The sequence below is a fragment of the Peptoniphilus koenoeneniae genome, assembly GCF_030812875.1.
GTDB lineage: Bacteria > Bacillota > Clostridia > Tissierellales > Peptoniphilaceae > Peptoniphilus_B > Peptoniphilus_B koenoeneniae.
This window is the reverse complement of the sequence record NZ_JAUSTN010000006.1, coordinates 42097-59679: the sequence shown is the minus strand read 5'-3', so window position 1 is coordinate 59679 and position 17583 is coordinate 42097. Positions and strand designations below refer to the sequence as shown.

General features: G+C 30.6%; 16 protein-coding genes and 1 pseudogene. 16 read left to right on the top strand and 1 reads right to left on the bottom strand.

What is annotated here, in order from left to right; all coding sequences use genetic code 11:
* Positions 1-186 precede the first annotated feature (186 nt).
* The 7 genes from aspS (at position 187) to J2S72_RS06380 (ending at position 7272) form a co-directional block, all read left to right on the top strand.
* Entirely contained in the window at positions 187-1959 is a 1773-nt protein-coding gene (gene aspS / locus J2S72_RS06410) for an aspartate--tRNA ligase (RefSeq protein ID WP_307495200.1), read from the top strand.
* A 4-nt stretch (positions 1960-1963) separates the two neighbouring features.
* The gene (locus J2S72_RS06405) at positions 1964-2377 is read left to right on the top strand and encodes a SoxR reducing system RseC family protein (protein ID WP_307495199.1); all 414 of its coding nucleotides are present in this window, start codon (positions 1964-1966) and stop codon (positions 2375-2377) included.
* Between the two features lies 1 nt (position 2378).
* The gene (locus J2S72_RS06400; protein WP_307495198.1) at positions 2379-3200 is read left to right on the top strand and encodes a hypothetical protein; all 822 of its coding nucleotides are present in this window, start codon (positions 2379-2381) and stop codon (positions 3198-3200) included.
* Positions 3190-4359: a hypothetical protein gene (locus J2S72_RS06395; RefSeq protein ID WP_307495197.1), complete on the top strand. Its 1170-nt coding sequence runs from the start codon at positions 3190-3192 to the stop codon at positions 4357-4359. Before J2S72_RS06400 ends, J2S72_RS06395 begins: the two co-directional genes overlap by 11 nt.
* A gap of 150 nt (positions 4360-4509) precedes the next feature.
* The gene (locus J2S72_RS06390; RefSeq protein WP_023056505.1) at positions 4510-4851 is read left to right on the top strand and encodes a hypothetical protein; all 342 of its coding nucleotides are present in this window, start codon (positions 4510-4512) and stop codon (positions 4849-4851) included.
* A 53-nt stretch (positions 4852-4904) separates the two neighbouring features.
* The gene (locus J2S72_RS06385) at positions 4905-5825 is read left to right on the top strand and encodes a carbon-nitrogen hydrolase family protein (RefSeq protein ID WP_307495196.1); all 921 of its coding nucleotides are present in this window, start codon (positions 4905-4907) and stop codon (positions 5823-5825) included.
* Positions 5826-5934: 109 nt separating this feature from the next.
* Complete coding sequence (locus tag J2S72_RS06380) at positions 5935-7272, top strand: sodium-dependent transporter (protein ID WP_023056520.1); 1338 nt, start codon at positions 5935-5937, stop codon at positions 7270-7272.
* Between the two features lie 59 nt (positions 7273-7331).
* On the opposite strand, the gene J2S72_RS06375 is transcribed toward J2S72_RS06380, so the two are convergent.
* Positions 7332-9776 (bottom strand): transglycosylase domain-containing protein, encoded by a 2445-nt coding sequence (locus J2S72_RS06375; RefSeq protein ID WP_023056566.1) that lies wholly within the window; start codon positions 9774-9776, stop codon positions 7332-7334.
* A gap of 134 nt (positions 9777-9910) precedes the next feature.
* Here J2S72_RS06375 and dusB point away from each other — a divergent pair, with 134 nt between their 5' ends.
* The 9 genes and pseudogenes from dusB to J2S72_RS06330 form a co-directional block, all read left to right on the top strand.
* A complete protein-coding gene (gene dusB / locus J2S72_RS06370) occupies positions 9911-10879 on the top strand; it encodes a tRNA dihydrouridine synthase DusB (protein ID WP_023056462.1) in 969 nt (322 codons plus the stop codon).
* Between the two features lie 42 nt (positions 10880-10921).
* The gene (gene greA / locus J2S72_RS06365) at positions 10922-11398 is read left to right on the top strand and encodes a transcription elongation factor GreA (RefSeq protein ID WP_023056527.1); all 477 of its coding nucleotides are present in this window, start codon (positions 10922-10924) and stop codon (positions 11396-11398) included.
* Positions 11399-11408: 10 nt separating this feature from the next.
* Positions 11409-13328: a lysine--tRNA ligase gene (gene lysS, locus J2S72_RS06360; protein WP_023056468.1), complete on the top strand. Its 1920-nt coding sequence runs from the start codon at positions 11409-11411 to the stop codon at positions 13326-13328.
* A 63-nt stretch (positions 13329-13391) separates the two neighbouring features.
* Entirely contained in the window at positions 13392-13673 is a 282-nt protein-coding gene (locus J2S72_RS06355) for a CD1845 family protein (protein ID WP_001267200.1), read from the top strand.
* 82 nt (positions 13674-13755) lie between these two features.
* Positions 13756-14529 (top strand): replication initiator protein A, encoded by a 774-nt coding sequence (locus tag J2S72_RS06350; RefSeq protein ID WP_023056551.1) that lies wholly within the window; start codon positions 13756-13758, stop codon positions 14527-14529.
* Positions 14526-15353 (top strand): ATP-binding protein, encoded by an 828-nt coding sequence (locus J2S72_RS06345; RefSeq protein WP_023056485.1) that lies wholly within the window; start codon positions 14526-14528, stop codon positions 15351-15353. Before J2S72_RS06350 ends, J2S72_RS06345 begins: the two co-directional genes overlap by 4 nt.
* Positions 15346-15831, top strand: coding sequence for a PcfB family protein (locus tag J2S72_RS06340; protein WP_007894980.1), 486 nt, complete (start codon positions 15346-15348; stop codon positions 15829-15831). Before J2S72_RS06345 ends, J2S72_RS06340 begins: the two co-directional genes overlap by 8 nt.
* Positions 15828-16562, top strand: coding sequence for a phage antirepressor KilAC domain-containing protein (locus J2S72_RS06335; RefSeq protein WP_070641234.1), 735 nt, complete (start codon positions 15828-15830; stop codon positions 16560-16562). Before J2S72_RS06340 ends, J2S72_RS06335 begins: the two co-directional genes overlap by 4 nt.
* A pseudogene (locus J2S72_RS06330) lies at positions 16555-17550 on the top strand (type IV secretory system conjugative DNA transfer family protein); the annotation flags it as partial. The gene J2S72_RS06335 and the pseudogene J2S72_RS06330, both read left to right, overlap by 8 nt.
* Positions 17551-17583 lie beyond the last annotated feature (33 nt).

Genomic DNA, 17583 nt, shown 5'->3' with positions numbered 1-17583 from the left:
AGAAAATTTCAGAAATAAGAGAGTTGACGTTTGGTGCAAGTCAACCTGAGGAATTTTGTAAGAGACAACTTTTCTAAGAATAAACGTAAGTAACGTTAAAACATTAAGTGAGGATACCTAATTAGGGTGGTACCGCGAGTAATTCTCGTCCCTTTGTGGACGGGATTTTTTTATTATGGAGGAAAAATGGAAAATCAAAAAAAATTTAAAAGAACAGATTACTGTGGAGATTTAAGAGAAAAAGATATTGACAGACAAGTTGTTGTTTGCGGTTGGGTACAAAAAGAGAGAAATTTAGGCTCTCTTAACTTTGTTGATTTAAGAGATAGAAGTGGCATTGTTCAAATTGTTTTTAATGACAAACCGGACATGGAACTATTTAATAAATCAACAAAATTAAGAAGTGAGTTTGTAATTGGAGTTAGTGGAAAAGTTCGTCTTAGATCATCTGTAAACAATCAAATTCCAACAGGAAAAATCGAAATTCTTGCTGATGATTTAAAAATATTTGCAGAATCGGAAGTTCCACCTATATATGTAAAAGATGATGACAATGTTCAAGAAAACATGCGTCTTAAATATAGGTCTTTAGATTTAAGAAAACCTAAGATGATCTACAATCTACAACAAAGATCAAAATTTTATAAAGTTGTGCGTGACTTTTTCCATGATGAAGGATTTATTGAAGTTGAAACACCTATGCTTACTAAACCTACACCGGAAGGAGCAAGAGATTATCTTGTACCAAGTAGGGTAAACCCAGGAAAATTTTATGCCCTTCCTCAATCACCTCAACTTTTAAAACAACTTTTAATGGTTTCTGGTTTAGACAGATACATTCAAATTACAAAATGTTTTAGAGATGAAGATTTAAGAGCCAACAGGCAACCTGAATTTACACAAATAGACTTGGAAATGAGTTTTGTAGATGTTGACGATGTCCTTGAAGTTCAAGAAAGATTTATACAAAAAGCTTTTAAAGAAATGCTTAATATTGATGTAAAACTTCCCCTTCAAAGAATGAAATACCAAGAAGCCATGGATAGATTCGGTTTGGATAAGCCTGATTTACGTTTTGGAATGGAACTTAACGATTTAAGTGAAATTGTAAAAGACTCAGGATTTGGAGTTTTTGAATCTGCAGTTGAATCAAAAGGCTCTGTAAGGGGTATAAATGTAAAGAACGGATTAAGTTTCTATTCAAGAAAAAAAATAGACAAACTTGAAGAATTCGTTAAAACCTTTGGAGCAAAGGGTCTTGTAAATATAAAAGTTGAAGATGAAATAAGCTCTTCAATAAGTAAATTTTTAAAAGACGGTATTATGGAAAAAATTGTTGAAAAACTTAATGGTCAAAAGGGAGATTTACTTTTAATTGTTGCAGGAAGCAATGACCTAGTTTATGACAGTCTTGGAAATCTTCGTAATCAAATCGCAAGAGATATGGACTTAATAAATGAAAATGATCATAAGCTTCTTTGGATTACAGAATTTCCACAATTTGAATATAGTCAAGAAGAAAAAAGATTTGTTGCAAAACACCATCCCTTTACAGCTCCAATGGAAGAAGATATAAAATACCTTGAAAGTGATCCTTCAAGAGTTCGTGCAAAGGCTTATGACATTGTTATAGATGGTGATGAAATGGGCGGAGGCTCTATAAGAATAAATGACAGAGAACTTCAGAAAAAAATGTTTAAAGCTTTAGGCTTTACAGAAGAAGACGCACAAAATAAATTCGGATTTTTACTTGAAGCCTTTAAATACGGAGCACCACCACATGGAGGAATAGCTTACGGTCTTGACAGACTTATGATGCTTTTCACAGGCTCAAGTAATATTAGAGACGTAATAGCTTTTCCTAAAACACAATCTGCTTCATGTCTATTAACAGGAGCTCCAACAGAACTTTCTCAAGAACAACTTAGCGAGGTGCATATAAAAACTATAGAGGAGTGATTTTATGGTAGAAGCTGCAAAACAATATGGACTTGTTTTAAAATCTGACCCTAATAAGGCAACACTTTTAGTATCAAGAATGAGCGCTTGCGGAGGCTCCTGTGAGTCTTGCGGCGCCGCTTGTGCAGAATCAAAGCCTGAATATATAGAGGTCTTAAATACACAAGATTTAAAACCAGGAGACAGGGTAGAACTTTTAATGGATGCAAAAACCGTTTTAAAATTTATAAGCCTTGTATATGGTATGCCACTTATATTTTTAATTACAGGAGTTATAATTTCTTTAAGTTTAGGATTTAGCCAAATGCTAAGTGTTGGCTTAGGATTTGTAATGATGATTATTTCATATCTTATAATTAAAAAAATAGATAGTAAGTTTAAAAATATGGAAAAAAATTTGGTAGTAAAAAAGATTTAATATGAAAAATAAAGCACTTTTAATTTTCGCAAGTCTTCTTTTAATTTTCAGTGTAGGACTTTTTTATTTTTCTACAAACCTCAACAAAAACATTGAAAATATAAAAAATGAAAATAAGGACCTTGCAAAAAAAGTTGAAGAGAAAACTTTTGATCGAGATCATCTTCAGGGAGAAGCCCTTATTTCAAGAGAAGATTTGGAAAATTTAAAAAATGAATTTAAAATTAAATATGGTTATGAATTTGATAAGGGCGAAAAAGAATTGGTAAATGAGGAAGTTAAAAACCTTGAAAACAAAAATTCAAAAGTTACTGAAAATATTAAAAATATAATCATAAAATACAAGGATTTTTACATCGGCAACTATTTTAAAGATGAAAATTTAGACCTTATAATCGGAAATTTCCTAAATATGTCCAATATTGAAACTGAACAGATAACTAAAGACCTTTATGAAGTTTCAGACATAAATAAATTTATGAACCAAAATATAAATGAGGGGACTCTTGGTTATTTAGTAAAATTAAATGGAGATACGAAGACATTAAAACTTATGTATTTCGCAGCCATAATCGTTTCAAGAGACTTTAATGATGTTGTGTCGACCTCTGATATCAGTAACAATTATAACGCTCTCTACGAGCGTGCTATAGCTTTAAAAACCATATTTAAAGCTATGGAAGACATGGGAATTAAAACTGGAAATTTATCTTCAAAAAATTTGAATCAATTTGCCTATGAATTAAAAGTACAATTTGATGATTTCTTTATGAGAAAGGGAGTCATTGAAACCCTAAAGGCAGGTGTTGAAGATGAAAAATAGAATGCCTTTAATAATAAGCTCTGTCTTTATAATAATTTCAATGCTATTGGGATTTTTTTCCTATAAAAGTTACAGTGAATACAGTGAAAAAATAGCTTTTGAAAAAACTCAAAATGAAAAATTAAAAAATGAGCTTAAAACAAGAACAAGTGAATACGAAAAATTTGAAGAAGAACTTAAAGAACTTGAAGAAAAGAAATTAAAAATAGGTGAAAAATCAAAGGAACTTGATGCTATAAATATTGCAATCGATGGAGAAGCAGGCATAAAAGATTTAAAAACTTCTGCAATAAACTTTATAGGTGCAAACTTTGACATCGACAGAATAAAAAGTTTAGCTGACAGGGGCTTTAAATTAAAAAGTTTAAATTCCACCTATTATGACAATTCAAGTGTAGGATCTATAGAAATCGCAAAAATAAATCTTGTTTATAATGCAATTAAATTTAATTTTGAAGCTATAAACGGAATGAATGAAAAAATTACAGTTCAAAACAACATGCTGAAAAAGAGAGAAGGAGTTTTTAATTATTTTAAAAATTCCAACTATTTAATTAAAAATTATCTCTATAAGGGGATTATTTCTAATAAAAAGAAAGGTAATTTAAAATATAATTCTGAAGACTTTAAAAAATCTAATACAAATATATTGGCACTGAAAAAAAGTCTTATATCAATGTACGATACACTTTTGATGCCAACTCAAAAAAATGCAAGTTATTTGAATTTGGAACTTTCAAAACTTGAGGCGGAAAAAAATAATTCAAAAACAGTTTTGGAAAATGCAAAATTTAGTGAAGATGAAAACAAAAGACTTAAAAGAATATACGACACTATGATTTTTGGAATAGACACCTTAAGTCAAAATGTAGATTATTTAAATAATTATGACATTTTAGATAAGACATTTGCAAAAGACGGTAAAAATATAGTTGTAAGATATCTACTTGATGAAAGAGGAAGAGTTTCACTAATACAAGAAAAAATTCCATCTCAACTTACAAATTTATATTATTTTGCCAGCGATGGAAGTCCCTTTGCTGCAACAAACTTAAATAATTTTAATATAGCCTATATAAAACTAAATTCAAAAAATAGTGCAACATATAAAAATAAGGGCCTAAATTATTTAAAACAATTTAAAAACTTTGTAAAATAACAAAAAACACTCTTAAATTTAAATATAATTTGAGAGTGTTTTTTTATTATAAATTTTCTTTAAAATACAAGGACTATAAAAATTTAATGTTTTTTCTGTTACAATAAAGGCAAGTTAAAGTTTAATTTTTTATTTTTATGGAGTTACAAAATGAAAAAATTTAAGATTTTTTTGATTTTATTAATAGTTTTAATAGCCTGCCTTCCTGCAACACTTATGGATAATTTTTATACATTTATATCGATTTTAAATATTTTTATATTAAGTCCCTTAGCAATTCCACTTTTATTTATTCTTCCTAAATTGTTAGGTAATAACATTTTTTATATTTTGTATGTTTTATTTTTACCCTTAGGATATAACATTCTTGTAAGTATTGTATCTTTAAAGGAAAGCGACTATATAGCCATTCCTATAATTTTTTTATTTATAGGATTTGCTATTATGGAATATTTAAAAAATTCAAAAAATAGTCTTTATGAAGCAAAATAATTTATAGGATTTAAAATCAACAAAAATTATTATAATTTTAAAAGGAGCAAAAAATGAAAGAAATGAAAAATCCAAAGGTTGCCCTTGTTCAAGCTGCACCTTACATATTTGACAAAGAAAGAACTTTGGAAAAAGTTTTAAAGCTTATAAAAGAAGCTGCTTTAAAAAAACCAGACATTATTGTTTTTCCAGAACTTTTTATACCAGGTTATCCCTTCGGTATGACTTTCGGCTTTACAGTTGGACATAGAGATAATTCTGCCAGAAAAGATTTTAAAAGGTATTATGACAATTCAATTTTAGTTCCAGGAAAGGAAACAGCCCTTTTAGGACAGGCAGCAAAGGAAGCTGGAGCCTATTTAAGCATAGGAATAAGTGAAAAAACTGAAAATAATGCAAGTTTATACAATACAAACATTATTTTTGACAAAAATGGAGATTTAAAATATATACACAGAAAATTAAAACCGACAGGAAGTGAAAGAGTAATTTTTGCTGACGGACAAAAATATTTGCTTCCAATTTTAGATAGTCCCTATGGTAAAATGGGAAGTTTAATTTGTTGGGAATCTTATATGCCTCTTGCAAGAGTTGCCCTTACTGAAAAAGGTATGGTTATTTTAATTGCCCCTAATACTAATGACAATTTGGAATGGCAAGACACAATTAAACATATAGCTATAGAATCTCACGTTTTTTATTTAAATTGCAACATGATAATTAAAAAGGAAAATTATCCTAAAGACTTAAAAACTTATGGCGAAATTGAAAAATTAGATGATCTTCTTTGTCGTGGGGGAAGTTCCATTGTGGATCCTTACGGTCACTATTTAGTAGAACCTGTTTGGGATAAAGAAGAAATAATTTATGAAAGTTTAAACATGAATGATATTGTAAAATCACGCATGGAATTTGACTTGTGCGGCCATTATGGAAGAGATGATGTTTTTAATTTTTCCTATAAGGAAATTTAAATAATAAAACAAAATTTAACTAAGAGTTGACAATAAAAAACCAAGGTCTTATTATTATAGTTAAGTTTATCGGAGCAAAGCGATAAAGAAAATTTTTAAGGAGATTTAAATGAAAAATAATAAGTTTACATCAACATGGGGTTTTATACTTACAACTGTGGGCTCTGCAGTAGGCATGGCAAATGTGTGGGGTTTTCCATATAAACTTGCAGCAAATGGGGGCGGAGCATTTTTATTAGTATATTTGTTTTTTATAGCTATTTTTTCTTATTTCGGTTTGTCCGCAGAGTATGCTGTTGGAAGGTATTCAGAAACTGGAACATTAGGTTCTTATGAAAAGGCCTGGTCCCATATTAAACTTCCTAAAGTTGGAAAAGCTGTTGGAATTTTACCTCTTTTAGGGTCTATTTGTATTGCAATAGGTTATGCGGTAATTATTTCTTATGTTTTAAAATCTCTTTTTCAAAGCTTGACAGGAAGTTTGATGACAGTTGATTCTGAAGTTTGGTTTAAGTCATTTTCAAGTAAAAATTTCAGTGTTATACCCTTTCACTTTATAGTAATTGTTGCCACTCTTTTAACCTGTATAAAGGGTGCAAGTTCTATAGAAAAAGCAAATAAAATTATGATGCCACTTTTTTTCATTTTATTTGTAGTTTTGGCTTTTAGAGTTGCTTTTCTTCCAAAAGCTTTTGAAGGATATAAATTTATGTTTACGCCTGATTGGAAGATGGTTCTTCATCCAAAGGTTCTTGTAGGTGCTATGGGGCAGGCATTTTTCTCCCTATCAATAACAGGAAGCGGCATGATTGTTTGTGGAGCTTATTTAAATAAGGATGAAGATATAGTTGCAGGAGCAAAACAAACTGCAATTTTTGATACTATAGCGGCTCTTGTAGCAGCTCTCGTTATGATACCTGCACTTTTTTCTTTCAGTGAAAATCCTGAAGGAGGACCGGGTTTATTATTTGTAACTCTTCCTAAAATTTTACAAAATATGAAGGGGGGAAGAATATTTGCCCTAGCTCTATATCTTGCAGTTTTATTTGGCGGAATTTCTTCTTTACAAAACATGTTTGAAGTAGTTTGCGAATCCATTCTTCATAATTTTAAAAAGCTGAACAGAAAAACAGTTTTGGCATTTATAGGATTAGTAGCCTTTATACCGGGAATTTTCATGGAACCTATAGGAGGAGTTAAGGGAGCAATCCTTGGAGGCTGGGGACCTTGGATGGACCTTGTTTCCATTTATATTATTCCTATGGGAGCAACTCTCGGTGCTTTCTCATGGTTCTGGATTATGGACAAAAATGCACTAATAAATGAAATAAATACAGGAAGTAAAACTAAATATACAAAAACTTGGTACTACCTTGGAAAATTTATTTATGTACCAATGGCTGCGATTTTATGTTTTGTAGCTTTATATTTTAAAGTTGCCTTTTAAAATGTATTAAAAAAAGACCTTACTTAAAAAGTAGGGTCTCTTTTATTTCAAAAACAAATTTACCTGTTTTCATTATTGTTATCTACGGCTTTTCTTCTTTTTTTCTTTTTTGAAGAATTATTTTCATCTGATATTAAATCTTTATTTTTAGATTTTCTTTTTTTACTGCTTTTAGATTCGCTGTTATTATTTCCAGATGAATTTTTCTTTTTTGAAGAATCTTTATCTTTATCTTTATCTTCATCTTCATCATCATACCAAGATAATTTTTGAACATTTCGAGGTTTTGTATTTTCTGCAAACATTTCACTATAACCATTTACATATTTTCTATAGATTCCATCAGGTTTTTCAAAATCTTCATTTTCAAGACCTTCATGAATTGGAGTCATTATATGTCTAAAAACAGTTGCAGCTTTATCAGAGGAGAATCCCAAGCTTTCATGCCTGTCGTTAGCAAGCATAACAGAGCAAGTATAATATGGGGTAAATCCTACAAACCATGCTTCTTTTTTTTGATTTGTAGTTCCAGTTTTACCTGCAGTTGTCATCCCTGGCACTCTTGCATTTGTTCCTGTTCCTCTTCTTACTACTTCTTTTAAAATATCAGTTAAAATATAGGCATTTTGAGGACTTGTAACTTCCTTTTCTTCCATTTTGTGTTCATAAATAACCTCACCGGAATTTGTTAAAATTTTTGAAACCATGTAAGGCTTTTTGAAAATACCCTTGTTTGGAAAAACTGTGTAAGCACCTGCCATTTCCAAGGGGCTTATTCCTCTGTACATTCCTCCAAGGGAGAGGGAATAACCTATATCTTGAACTCTATCAACTGTTGTTACTCCTAAACTTTCAAGAGTATCCATAATTGAATAGAAATTTTTATCATCATTAACGTGCTGAGAATAAACAGAATTTTTGTTTTTTCTATCGTTAAAATCAGTGTTTATATCCCTTGAAACAAGATAAGTTCCAACATTTGATGACCTTACAAGAAGTTGCCTTATTGTTTGCCAACCCCTATAAGAACCGACATTTGTGGGTTTATAAGTTATATAAGGAAGATTAACGTATTTTAAGTTTGAATCTAAATAAACATCGCCAGCTGTTGCACCATGGTTAAAAGCTGCCAAGTAAGGTCCTATAGGCTTTATTGAAGATCCAGGAGATCTTGGAATTAAAGCTCTATTTGCATTTCTTCCTCCACCGACTCCACGACCACCAACAAGAGCTACAATTTTATTGCTTCCGTTTTCTATAATGACAGATCCAATTTGAGGTTGAGGATCTCCTGATTCATTAACCCAACTCCTTGGATAAAGAGAGGGGTTTGAAACTGTATCTTCAAGAGATTTTTGAACTTTTGTATCCATAACAGTGTGGATTTTAAGACCGCCTTTATAAATTTTTGCATTTGCTTCTTCTTGGGAGTAGCCTAAACTTTCTAAAATTTTTATACTTTCATCAAGAGCACTTTCCACATAGTATGAAGAAATTCCCTTTTTCTGTTTTACACCTAAATTTAAATTTATGGTTTCATTCATTGCAGCATCAAAATCTTCTTTACTAATCTTTCCTTGTTGAAGCATGGCTTTTAAAATCTTATGTTGCCTTTCAAGTGATACCGGATTAAATTGAGCCTTCATTGGAGTTAATTGATTAGACTCAACAAGGCGATAGTCAAAATTATCAATTTTTCCCATATCAAAAAGTTGTTTAGCAATATTTAAGGTATTTTCATCATTGGGATTTACAGAAGGGTCTATAGGGACCATTTCAATTTGAAGTTCCTGTAAATTATCTGAAGATTCAATTTTAACTCTGTTATAAGGTGTATATTTTTCAGGATAATTTGTAATACCTGCAATTAAAGCACATTCAGCAAGGCTTAACTTAGAAACGTCTTTTCCAAAAAAGGTTTTGGAAGCTGCTTGCACTCCAACCGTTCCTTTAGAAAAACCTGCAGAATTTAAATAAGCTTCGAGAATTTGATCTTTATTTAAATCTTCTTCGATTTTGTAGGCATAATAAATATCTCTTAGCTTTCTTTCAATGTTTTTTGATCCGCTTGTATATAAGTTTTTTGCAAGCTGCATAGTTATAGTTGAACCACCTTGATCGAAAGATCCGCTTTTTATATCATAATATAAAGCACCTAAAAGTCTTTTAAAATCAACTGCGGAGTGATTGAAAAATCTTTCATCTTCAACAGAAATAACTGCATTTTTTAAATTGTCCGGAATTTTTTCAATGGAGACAAATTCAGCAAACTCATCTTTAACAAGAGCTTGTAATAAATTTTCATTGGAGTCATAAACTCTTGATGTTTCAAATAATTTATCTCTATATTTTTTAGGCTCTACAGGAGGAGCTTTTTTCAAGACTGAAACAAGACTTGTAGCAGCAATAGCTGAAACAGAAACTCCAACCATAGTTATAAGTAAAAATAATATTTTAAAAAATGAAGAAATCCGAAAATGTCTTCTTTTTCTTTTCTTTTTCATACAAACCTCCAATTACATAAAATTATAACAGAAAGCCCCTATTTTCAAAAGTAGTTAAAGTATTAATTAAATATTAAGAAAATTTGAAAATTTTTTAATAAAAAGATATACTAAAGAAGATTTTGAGGTGATTTATGGAACTTATGCTTGCACCTATGGCAGGTTATACAGATAAAGTTTATAGAGGCATTGCAGTTGATATGGGTTGTAACTCAACTATAACTGAAATGGTAAGTGCAAAAGCTCTTTTTTATAATGATAAAAAAACTTTGGAATTAATGGAACTTAATAACAATGAAAAAAATGCTCAAATACAACTTTTCGGAAATGATCCAAAAGTCTTTTCGGATATTGTAGATAAGATACCAAAAAATTTTAAGTTTATAAACATCAATATGGGTTGTCCTGCACCGAAAATTGTAAAAAATGGAAGCGGGTCGGCACTTCTTGATAGTCCTGATCTTTGCGCAGACATTGTAAGGGCTATAAAAAGTGAGACGGATACACCTGTTTCAATAAAAATAAGAAAGGGAATTTTTAATAGGAATCAGGGTATTGAAGTTGCAAAAAAATGTGAGAAAGCTGGAGCATCAATGATAATTGTCCATGGCAGAACAAGAGAAGAGTACTACAGTGGAAATAATGATTGGGATTTCATAAAAAATTTAAAAGAGTCTGTTTCCATAGATGTTATAGGAAACGGTGATATAAAAAATTATGAAGATGCTAAAAGAGCTGTAGAATTTTCGGGGGTAGATGGTCTTGCAATTGGCAGAGGTGCCATAGGAAATCCCTTTATTTTTAAAGAAATAAATTATAGAGAAAGAAATTTATATTATGAAGAGCCTTCATTAGAAGAAAAAATGAATATGTTTTTAAATCATTTAAGGCTTTTAATTGAATATAAGGGTCAAAGAATAGGGATAAGAGAAATGCGTAAACAGTTTGTGGGATATAGCTTCGGTTTGAGAAATTCAAAAAATATGAGAAATCAATTAAATAAACTGGATGAATATGAAGAAGTTGAGAAACTTATAAAAGAATATGTTTCAAAATACGCAGATTCCTTGACTTTACAAGGTTTTTTTAATATAATAGGTTGAATTAAAGGCGGATGCCTTATTTTTATTAGCGAGGTTTTAAAATTGGTAGAAAAAGATATATTTTTCACTCCTGAGGGACTTGAAAAAATAGAAAATGAAATAGAATATTTAAAAACTGTAAGAAGAAAAGAAGTTGCTGAAAGAATAAAAATAGCTCTTGGCTATGGAGATTTATCAGAAAACTCCGAATATGACGAAGCTAAAAATGAACAAGCTCAAGTTGAAGAAAGAATTGCAAAACTTGAAATGATGGTTAGAAATGCCAAAGTTATCGACGGAGATGCTTTAAATACCGATAAGGTTAATATAGGATCTATGGTTAAAGTTTTAGACGTTAAGACTAAAAAAGAAACAGTTTTTAATATTGTAGGTTCAGCAGAAGCTGATCCCCTTAAAGGAAAAATTTCAAATGAAAGCCCTGTAGGGGCAAAGCTGATTGGAAAAGAAATAGGCGACATTGTTGAGATAGAAGTTCCAAAGGGAACTATAACTTACAAAATAGAAGACATTTCTTTATAAGGAGGAAAAAATGGCAAAGCAGCCGCAAGATTTAAATGAAATGCTTCATATGAAGCGTAAAAAACTTGAGGAACTGAGAGAAAGTGGTAAGGATCCCTTTATTAATGAATCTTATCCTGTAAAAAATTATTCTCAAGAAATAAAAGATAACTTTGAAGAATACGAAGAAAAAGAAGTAGCCATAGCAGGCCGTGTAATGAGTAAAAGACGTCATGGTAAAATTGCTTTTTTGGATTTAAGAGATTCAAAGGGTACAATTCAAATATTTTTGAGAAAAGATTTTATGGGAGAAGATTACGATGTTATAAAAGACATTGATATCGGAGACATAATAGGAGTTACAGGTCTTGTATTTAAAACAGATGCAGGAGAAATTACAGTAAGAAGTTCTCAAGTAATTCTTCTAAGTAAATCTTTACAAATTTTACCTGAAAAGTGGCATGGTTTAAAAGATATAGATTTACGTTACAGACAGAGATATGTTGATTTAATTGTAAATCCGGAAATAAAAGAAATTTTTATAAAGCGTACTAAGATAATAAAAGCAATAAGAGAATATCTTGATAACAGAGGTTATTTAGAAGTTGAAACTCCAATTCTGGGAACAGTAGCAGGAGGAGCAAACGCAAGACCCTTCTTAACTCACCACAACACTCTTGATATAGATATGCAGCTTAGAATTGCCAACGAGTTATTTTTAAAAAGACTTATAGTCGGCGGTTTTGACAAAGTTTATGAAATCGGTAAAATGTTTAGAAACGAAGGAATGGACGCAAGACACAATCCTGAATTTACTAACATAGAACTTTATGAAGCTTATGTTGACTATCAAGAAATGATGAGAATAACAGAAGGAATATTTGAATATGTTGCACAAAAAGTCTTAGGAACAACAAAAATAAATTATCAAGGAACTGAAATTGAACTTAAAGCACCATGGAGAAGAATAACCATGGAAGAAGCTATTAAAGAATATGCCGGAGTTGATTTTGAAAAAATTGAATCAGATGAAAAAGCAAGAGAAATTGCAAAGGCAAAGGGACTTGAAGTTCAAGAATCTTGGACAAGGGGAAAAGTTATAAGCGAAATGTTTGAAGAATTTTGCGAAAGTAACTTAGTTCAACCTACATTTGTAATAGGACATCCCGTTGAAGTATCACCCCTTGCAAAGAGAAATCCTGATGACCCAAGAATAACTCAAAGATTTGAAGCATTTATCAATACTTGGGAGCTTGCAAATGCCTTTTCTGAATTAAATGACCCCATAGATCAAAGAGAAAGATTTGAGCAACAAGTAAGAGAAAAAGAACTTGGAGATGATGAAGCTCATCCAATGGATTATGACTTCATAAACGCCATAGAAGTAGGACTTCCGCCTACAGGAGGACTGGGTATAGGTGTTGACAGGATGATTATGCTTCTTACAAATCAACCTACAATAAGAGATATAATTTTCTTCCCAACAATGAAGCCAATAGGCTTAGAAAAGGCAGAAAATGGGGGTTTGTCAAAAGAAACTTACGAAACTTACGACAAACTTACGACAGAAGAAATTGACCTTTCAAAAGTGAAAGTTGAACCATTATTTGAAGATATGGTAGACTTTGAAACTTTCTCAAAATCTGATTTTAGAGTTGTAAAGGTTAAAAACTGCGAAGAAGTTCCTAAGTCAAAAAAACTTTTGAAATTTACATTAGATGATGGTTCTGAAAAAGAAAGAGTTATTTTATCTGGTATTAAGGAATATTACAGCGCGGAGAGCTTAATTGGAAAGACACTACTTGCAATTTGTAATCTTCCTCCTCGTAAGATGATGGGAATCGACTCAGAAGGTATGATTATATCTGCAATTTGTGAGTATGACGGTGAAGAAAAACTTAACTTAATAATGCTGGATGATAATATTCCAGCAGGATCAAAATTATATTAAAGGACACGCTAATTATGAAACTGGGGTTTGTTATGAATCCCAGTTTAATTTTTAGGAGTATGTATGAGATGGATAATTAGAATAATTTTATTACCGATAAGATTAGTGTTGAGTTTGCTCATAGCTTTTTTAACCTTCATATTAAGTTTGAGTACTGCGTTGTTAAGCGTAGTTTCTACTTTGATTTTTATAATTGGAATAGCTAGCATTTTTCAAGGAGACAAGCAAATTGTAATTGAAGCACTAATATTAGCATTTTTATTTAGTCCATTTGGATTACCTAAATTAGGTATATATGTTATTGGATTATTAGAATTATTAAACTATACAATAAAATCAATTTGAAGAAAAATAAATATAAGACAACCGTAGACGATAGAAAGTAATAATTCTGTCGTCTTTTTTATTTCAAAGAAAGGAGGTAGGGATGAATTTTGATTATTTTTATAATAGGCAATCTGAGATGTATAACTTCATTAGGTTACCTATGGTATTAATGGAAGATGAAATTTTTAAGAGCATTTCTATTGAAGCTAAAGTTTTGTATTCATATATGCTTAATCGAATGGGTCTTTCATATAAAAATGGCTGGATAGATGAAGATGGAAAAGTCTTTATTTACTACACAATTGAAAGTATAAAAGATCAATTTAATTGTGCGAGTGAAAAAGCGAATAAATTAATAGCTGAACTTGATATTAAATCAGGAATAGGACTGATTGAAAAGAAAAGACAAGGACTGGGAAAGCCTAATAGAATTTATGTTAAAGACTTTATGAGCATATTTAATAATATGGAATTAAAAAATCAAGAAGTTCGAAAAACAAAATTCCAGAAGTTCGATAATCGAAATTCAAGAGATTCGAATATCGAAAGTCAAGATTTTCGAAAATCGGAAGGTAACTATAACAATATTAGTAATAATGAGTTAAGAAAGAATGATTTTAGTAAGGGACAAAAGCCTTATGGAATATATAAAAATATATTTTTGACTGATGAAGAATACAAGGACTTAACAAATGAGTTAGGAAGTAGAATTAATGAATACATTGATAGATTGTCGTCATATATGAAAGCAAATAACAGAGTGTATCAAGACCACAAGGCAACGATAATTAATTGGTATCTTAATGATCAGGCAAAAAACATTAATGATAATACAACAAAGAAAATGAATTACGATATAGGAGAGAGTTTATGAAAAACTTAAAAGATTTTGTATTAAGAGAAAATGATATTGAAAGAAATGGACATATCTATTGCAAGGTATGTGGTACAAGAGTAGATGGAGAATTACTTGACCTTGGATTTACAAAGTTTATTCCTAGAATTAAATGTGAATGTGAAATAAAAAGAGATAAGGAAAACGAAGAAAGAGAAAGACTGATGAGAATATCGACATTGAAAAGAGATTGTTTTTCATCGCCAAACCAACACCAATATACTTTTGAGAGATTCTTAAATGAAAAAGGTCAAGCTTACAAGGTTGCTTACAATTATGCTAAAAGTTTTGAACAAATGAAGGAAGACAATGTTGGACTTTTATTTTATGGAGATGTTGGCAGTGGAAAGACTTATCTTGCTTGTTCTATTGCAAATGAATTAATTGAAAGAGAACAAGTTAAAGTTAAGATTATGAATTTATCTCAGGTTATAAATCAAATACAAAAATCAGCATTTAAGCTAGATTCAAATGAAATTATAAGTAACCTCTCTAATATTCCTTTGTTAATTTTAGATGACCTTGGAATTGAAAGGGATACATCTTATGCAAGAGAACAGGTATATAACATTATAAACTCAAGATACTTAAAGGGTAGGCCGACAATTTTCACTACAAACTTATCATTAGAAATTATTCAAAATCCTAATATTGAACTTGAGTATCAGAGGATATATTCAAGAATACTTGAAATGACAATACCAGTTAAAGTTATAGGAGAAGATTTTAGAAGAAAAATCCATCAAGAGAAGTTAAGAAAATACAAAGAGTTACTTTTATATGGAGGTGGAATAGATGATTAATGAAGAAGTATCTAGGTCAAGTCTTAATCTTGAAGTAAGACTTGCAAAAGCAACAAGTAAAGCAATTCTTGATGCCTTAAAGAAAGTTCACAAGCAAATAGAAGAGCAAGGAGGTTTGAAAAATGTAATAAAAAATAATGGAGAAGAAGTAAAACTAAAAGATATGGTTAAAAAGGGACAGTTAGAAGAAATTAATCTAAAGGATCCTGAGTTAAAAGAACTAAAGAAAATTTTAAATAAACACGGAGTGAAGTTTTCTGTTATGAAAGATAAGGAAACTGGAAACCACTCTGTGTTTTTTCAATCTAAGGATATAAAAGTAATGGAACATGCCTTTAAAAAAGCAGTTAAGGAATCTGAAAGAAAGGCCGATAGAAAAGATTCAATAACGAAGACTATAAATAAGTTTAAAGATATGGCTAAGGATACCATTAGCAAAGATAAAGTTAAAAATAAACATAAGGAGCAAAGCTTATGATAAGTAATTTAAAAACATTTGAAAATAAGAATTTTGGGAAACTCACTGTTATAGAAAAAGACGGTGAGTTTTTCTTTATAGCTAATGAAGTAGCAACTATGCTAGGATATGTCAATCCAAGAAAAGCTGTTTATGACCATGTAGATGAAGAAGATAAGGGTGTAACGAAATGGAACACCCCTGGAGGAATACAGAATATTTCAATAATTAATGAATCAGGATTATATTCACTTATCCTCTCATCAAAACTACCACAAGCAAAAATATTCAAAGCTTGGGTAACTAGAGAAGTCTTACCAAGTATTAGAAAAAATGGAGGATATATAGCTGGTCAAGAAAAGAAAACTAACGAAGAGCTACTTGCAGATGCAATTCTGGTAGCCAATAGAATTATTGCCGAAAGAGAAGAAGAAATTGACGAATTAAGACCAAAGGCAGATTATTATGACAAATTAGTAGATTATAACCTACTTACAAACTTTAGAAATACTGCCAAAGAGTTAGGAATACCACAAAATCAGTTTATAAGCTTTTTAATGGATAAGGGATTAATTTATAGAGATAAGAAAAAGAAACTCTTACCTTATGCAGATAAGAACAAGGGATATTTTGAAGTCAAGGAATGGGTTGATCCACTAGGTACACTTGTAGGAATACAAACATTTATAACACCAAAGGGAAGACACTACCTACTAATTTTATTAGATAGTGAAGGTTTCTACGATGAATAAGATATTAGAAGCCATTCTTTCTGATATTAAAAACTTAATTAAAATAGACAACCCAAAGAAATTTATATTATCAAACATTCCCTATTTATCATTTTGCTACATTGGAAATATCTTTTCTAAGCACATAAATTCTTATGTAGGAGGAGATATTATTGATAGAATAATGGTGGGAATTTCTGATATAGGAACTTTATCTTATATACCAAGCCTTAATCCAAGGGACTTGTTAGTAGGTATATCAGTTGCTGCTCTTGTTAAGCTAATTGTTTATAGCAAAGGAAAAAACAAAAAGAAATATAGGCAAGGTAAAGAGTATGGATCTGCAAGATGGGGAGAAAGCAAGGATATTGCTCCATATATTGACCCTAAGTTTGAAAACAATGTTCTTATAACTAATACTGAAAGACTTACAATGAACTCAAGACCTAAAGATCCTAAATACGCTAGGAATAAAAATGTATTAGTAATAGGAGGTTCTGGATCAGGAAAGACAAGATTTTATGTAAAGCCAAATCTAATGCAAATGCACTCTTCCTATGTAGTAACAGACCCTAAAGGGACACTTGTGTTAGAGTGTGGAAAAATGCTTTATGAAAATGGATATGACATAAAGATTTTAAACACAATAAACTTTAAAAAATCTATGAAATACAATCCCTTTGCTTATTTGAGAAGTGAGAAAGATATTTTAAAGCTTGTCCAAACAATAATTGCTAATACTAAGGGAGATGGAGAAAAGGCAGGAGAAGATTTTTGGGTAAAGGCTGAAAAGTTATATTACACTGCCCTCATCGGTTATATATATTATGAAGCACCTGAAGAAGAAAAGAACTTTAAAACACTCTTAGATATGATTGACGCAAGTGAGGTTAGAGAAGATGACGAAACCTATATGAATCCAATTGATAGGCTTTTTGAGGCTCTTGAAAAGAAAGACCCAAGTCATTTTGCAGTTAAGCAATACAAGAAATATAAACTGGCAGCAGGAGTAATAGAATTAAGGAGAACACTTAATCACTGT

What these genes read in the sequence shown, in the direction of transcription:
- aspS (WP_307495200.1), top strand. Translation starts at nt 187, where the DNA reads ATGGAAAATCAAAAAAAATTTAAAAGAACAGATTACTGTGGAGATTTA.
- J2S72_RS06405 (WP_307495199.1), top strand. Translation starts at nt 1,964, where the DNA reads ATGGTAGAAGCTGCAAAACAATATGGACTTGTTTTAAAATCTGACCCT.
- J2S72_RS06400 (WP_307495198.1), top strand. Translation starts at nt 2,379, where the DNA reads ATGAAAAATAAAGCACTTTTAATTTTCGCAAGTCTTCTTTTAATTTTC.
- J2S72_RS06395 (WP_307495197.1), top strand. Translation starts at nt 3,190, where the DNA reads ATGAAAAATAGAATGCCTTTAATAATAAGCTCTGTCTTTATAATAATT.
- J2S72_RS06390 (WP_023056505.1), top strand. Translation starts at nt 4,510, where the DNA reads ATGAAAAAATTTAAGATTTTTTTGATTTTATTAATAGTTTTAATAGCC.
- J2S72_RS06385 (WP_307495196.1), top strand. Translation starts at nt 4,905, where the DNA reads ATGAAAGAAATGAAAAATCCAAAGGTTGCCCTTGTTCAAGCTGCACCT.
- J2S72_RS06380 (WP_023056520.1), top strand. Translation starts at nt 5,935, where the DNA reads ATGAAAAATAATAAGTTTACATCAACATGGGGTTTTATACTTACAACT.
- J2S72_RS06375 (WP_023056566.1), bottom strand. Translation starts at nt 9,776, where the DNA reads ATGAAAAAGAAAAGAAAAAGAAGACATTTTCGGATTTCTTCATTTTTT.
- dusB (WP_023056462.1), top strand. Translation starts at nt 9,911, where the DNA reads ATGGAACTTATGCTTGCACCTATGGCAGGTTATACAGATAAAGTTTAT.
- lysS (WP_023056468.1), top strand. Translation starts at nt 11,409, where the DNA reads ATGGCAAAGCAGCCGCAAGATTTAAATGAAATGCTTCATATGAAGCGT.
- J2S72_RS06355 (WP_001267200.1), top strand. Translation starts at nt 13,392, where the DNA reads ATGAGATGGATAATTAGAATAATTTTATTACCGATAAGATTAGTGTTG.
- J2S72_RS06350 (WP_023056551.1), top strand. Translation starts at nt 13,756, where the DNA reads ATGAATTTTGATTATTTTTATAATAGGCAATCTGAGATGTATAACTTC.
- J2S72_RS06345 (WP_023056485.1), top strand. Translation starts at nt 14,526, where the DNA reads ATGAAAAACTTAAAAGATTTTGTATTAAGAGAAAATGATATTGAAAGA.
- J2S72_RS06340 (WP_007894980.1), top strand. Translation starts at nt 15,346, where the DNA reads ATGATTAATGAAGAAGTATCTAGGTCAAGTCTTAATCTTGAAGTAAGA.
- J2S72_RS06335 (WP_070641234.1), top strand. Translation starts at nt 15,828, where the DNA reads ATGATAAGTAATTTAAAAACATTTGAAAATAAGAATTTTGGGAAACTC.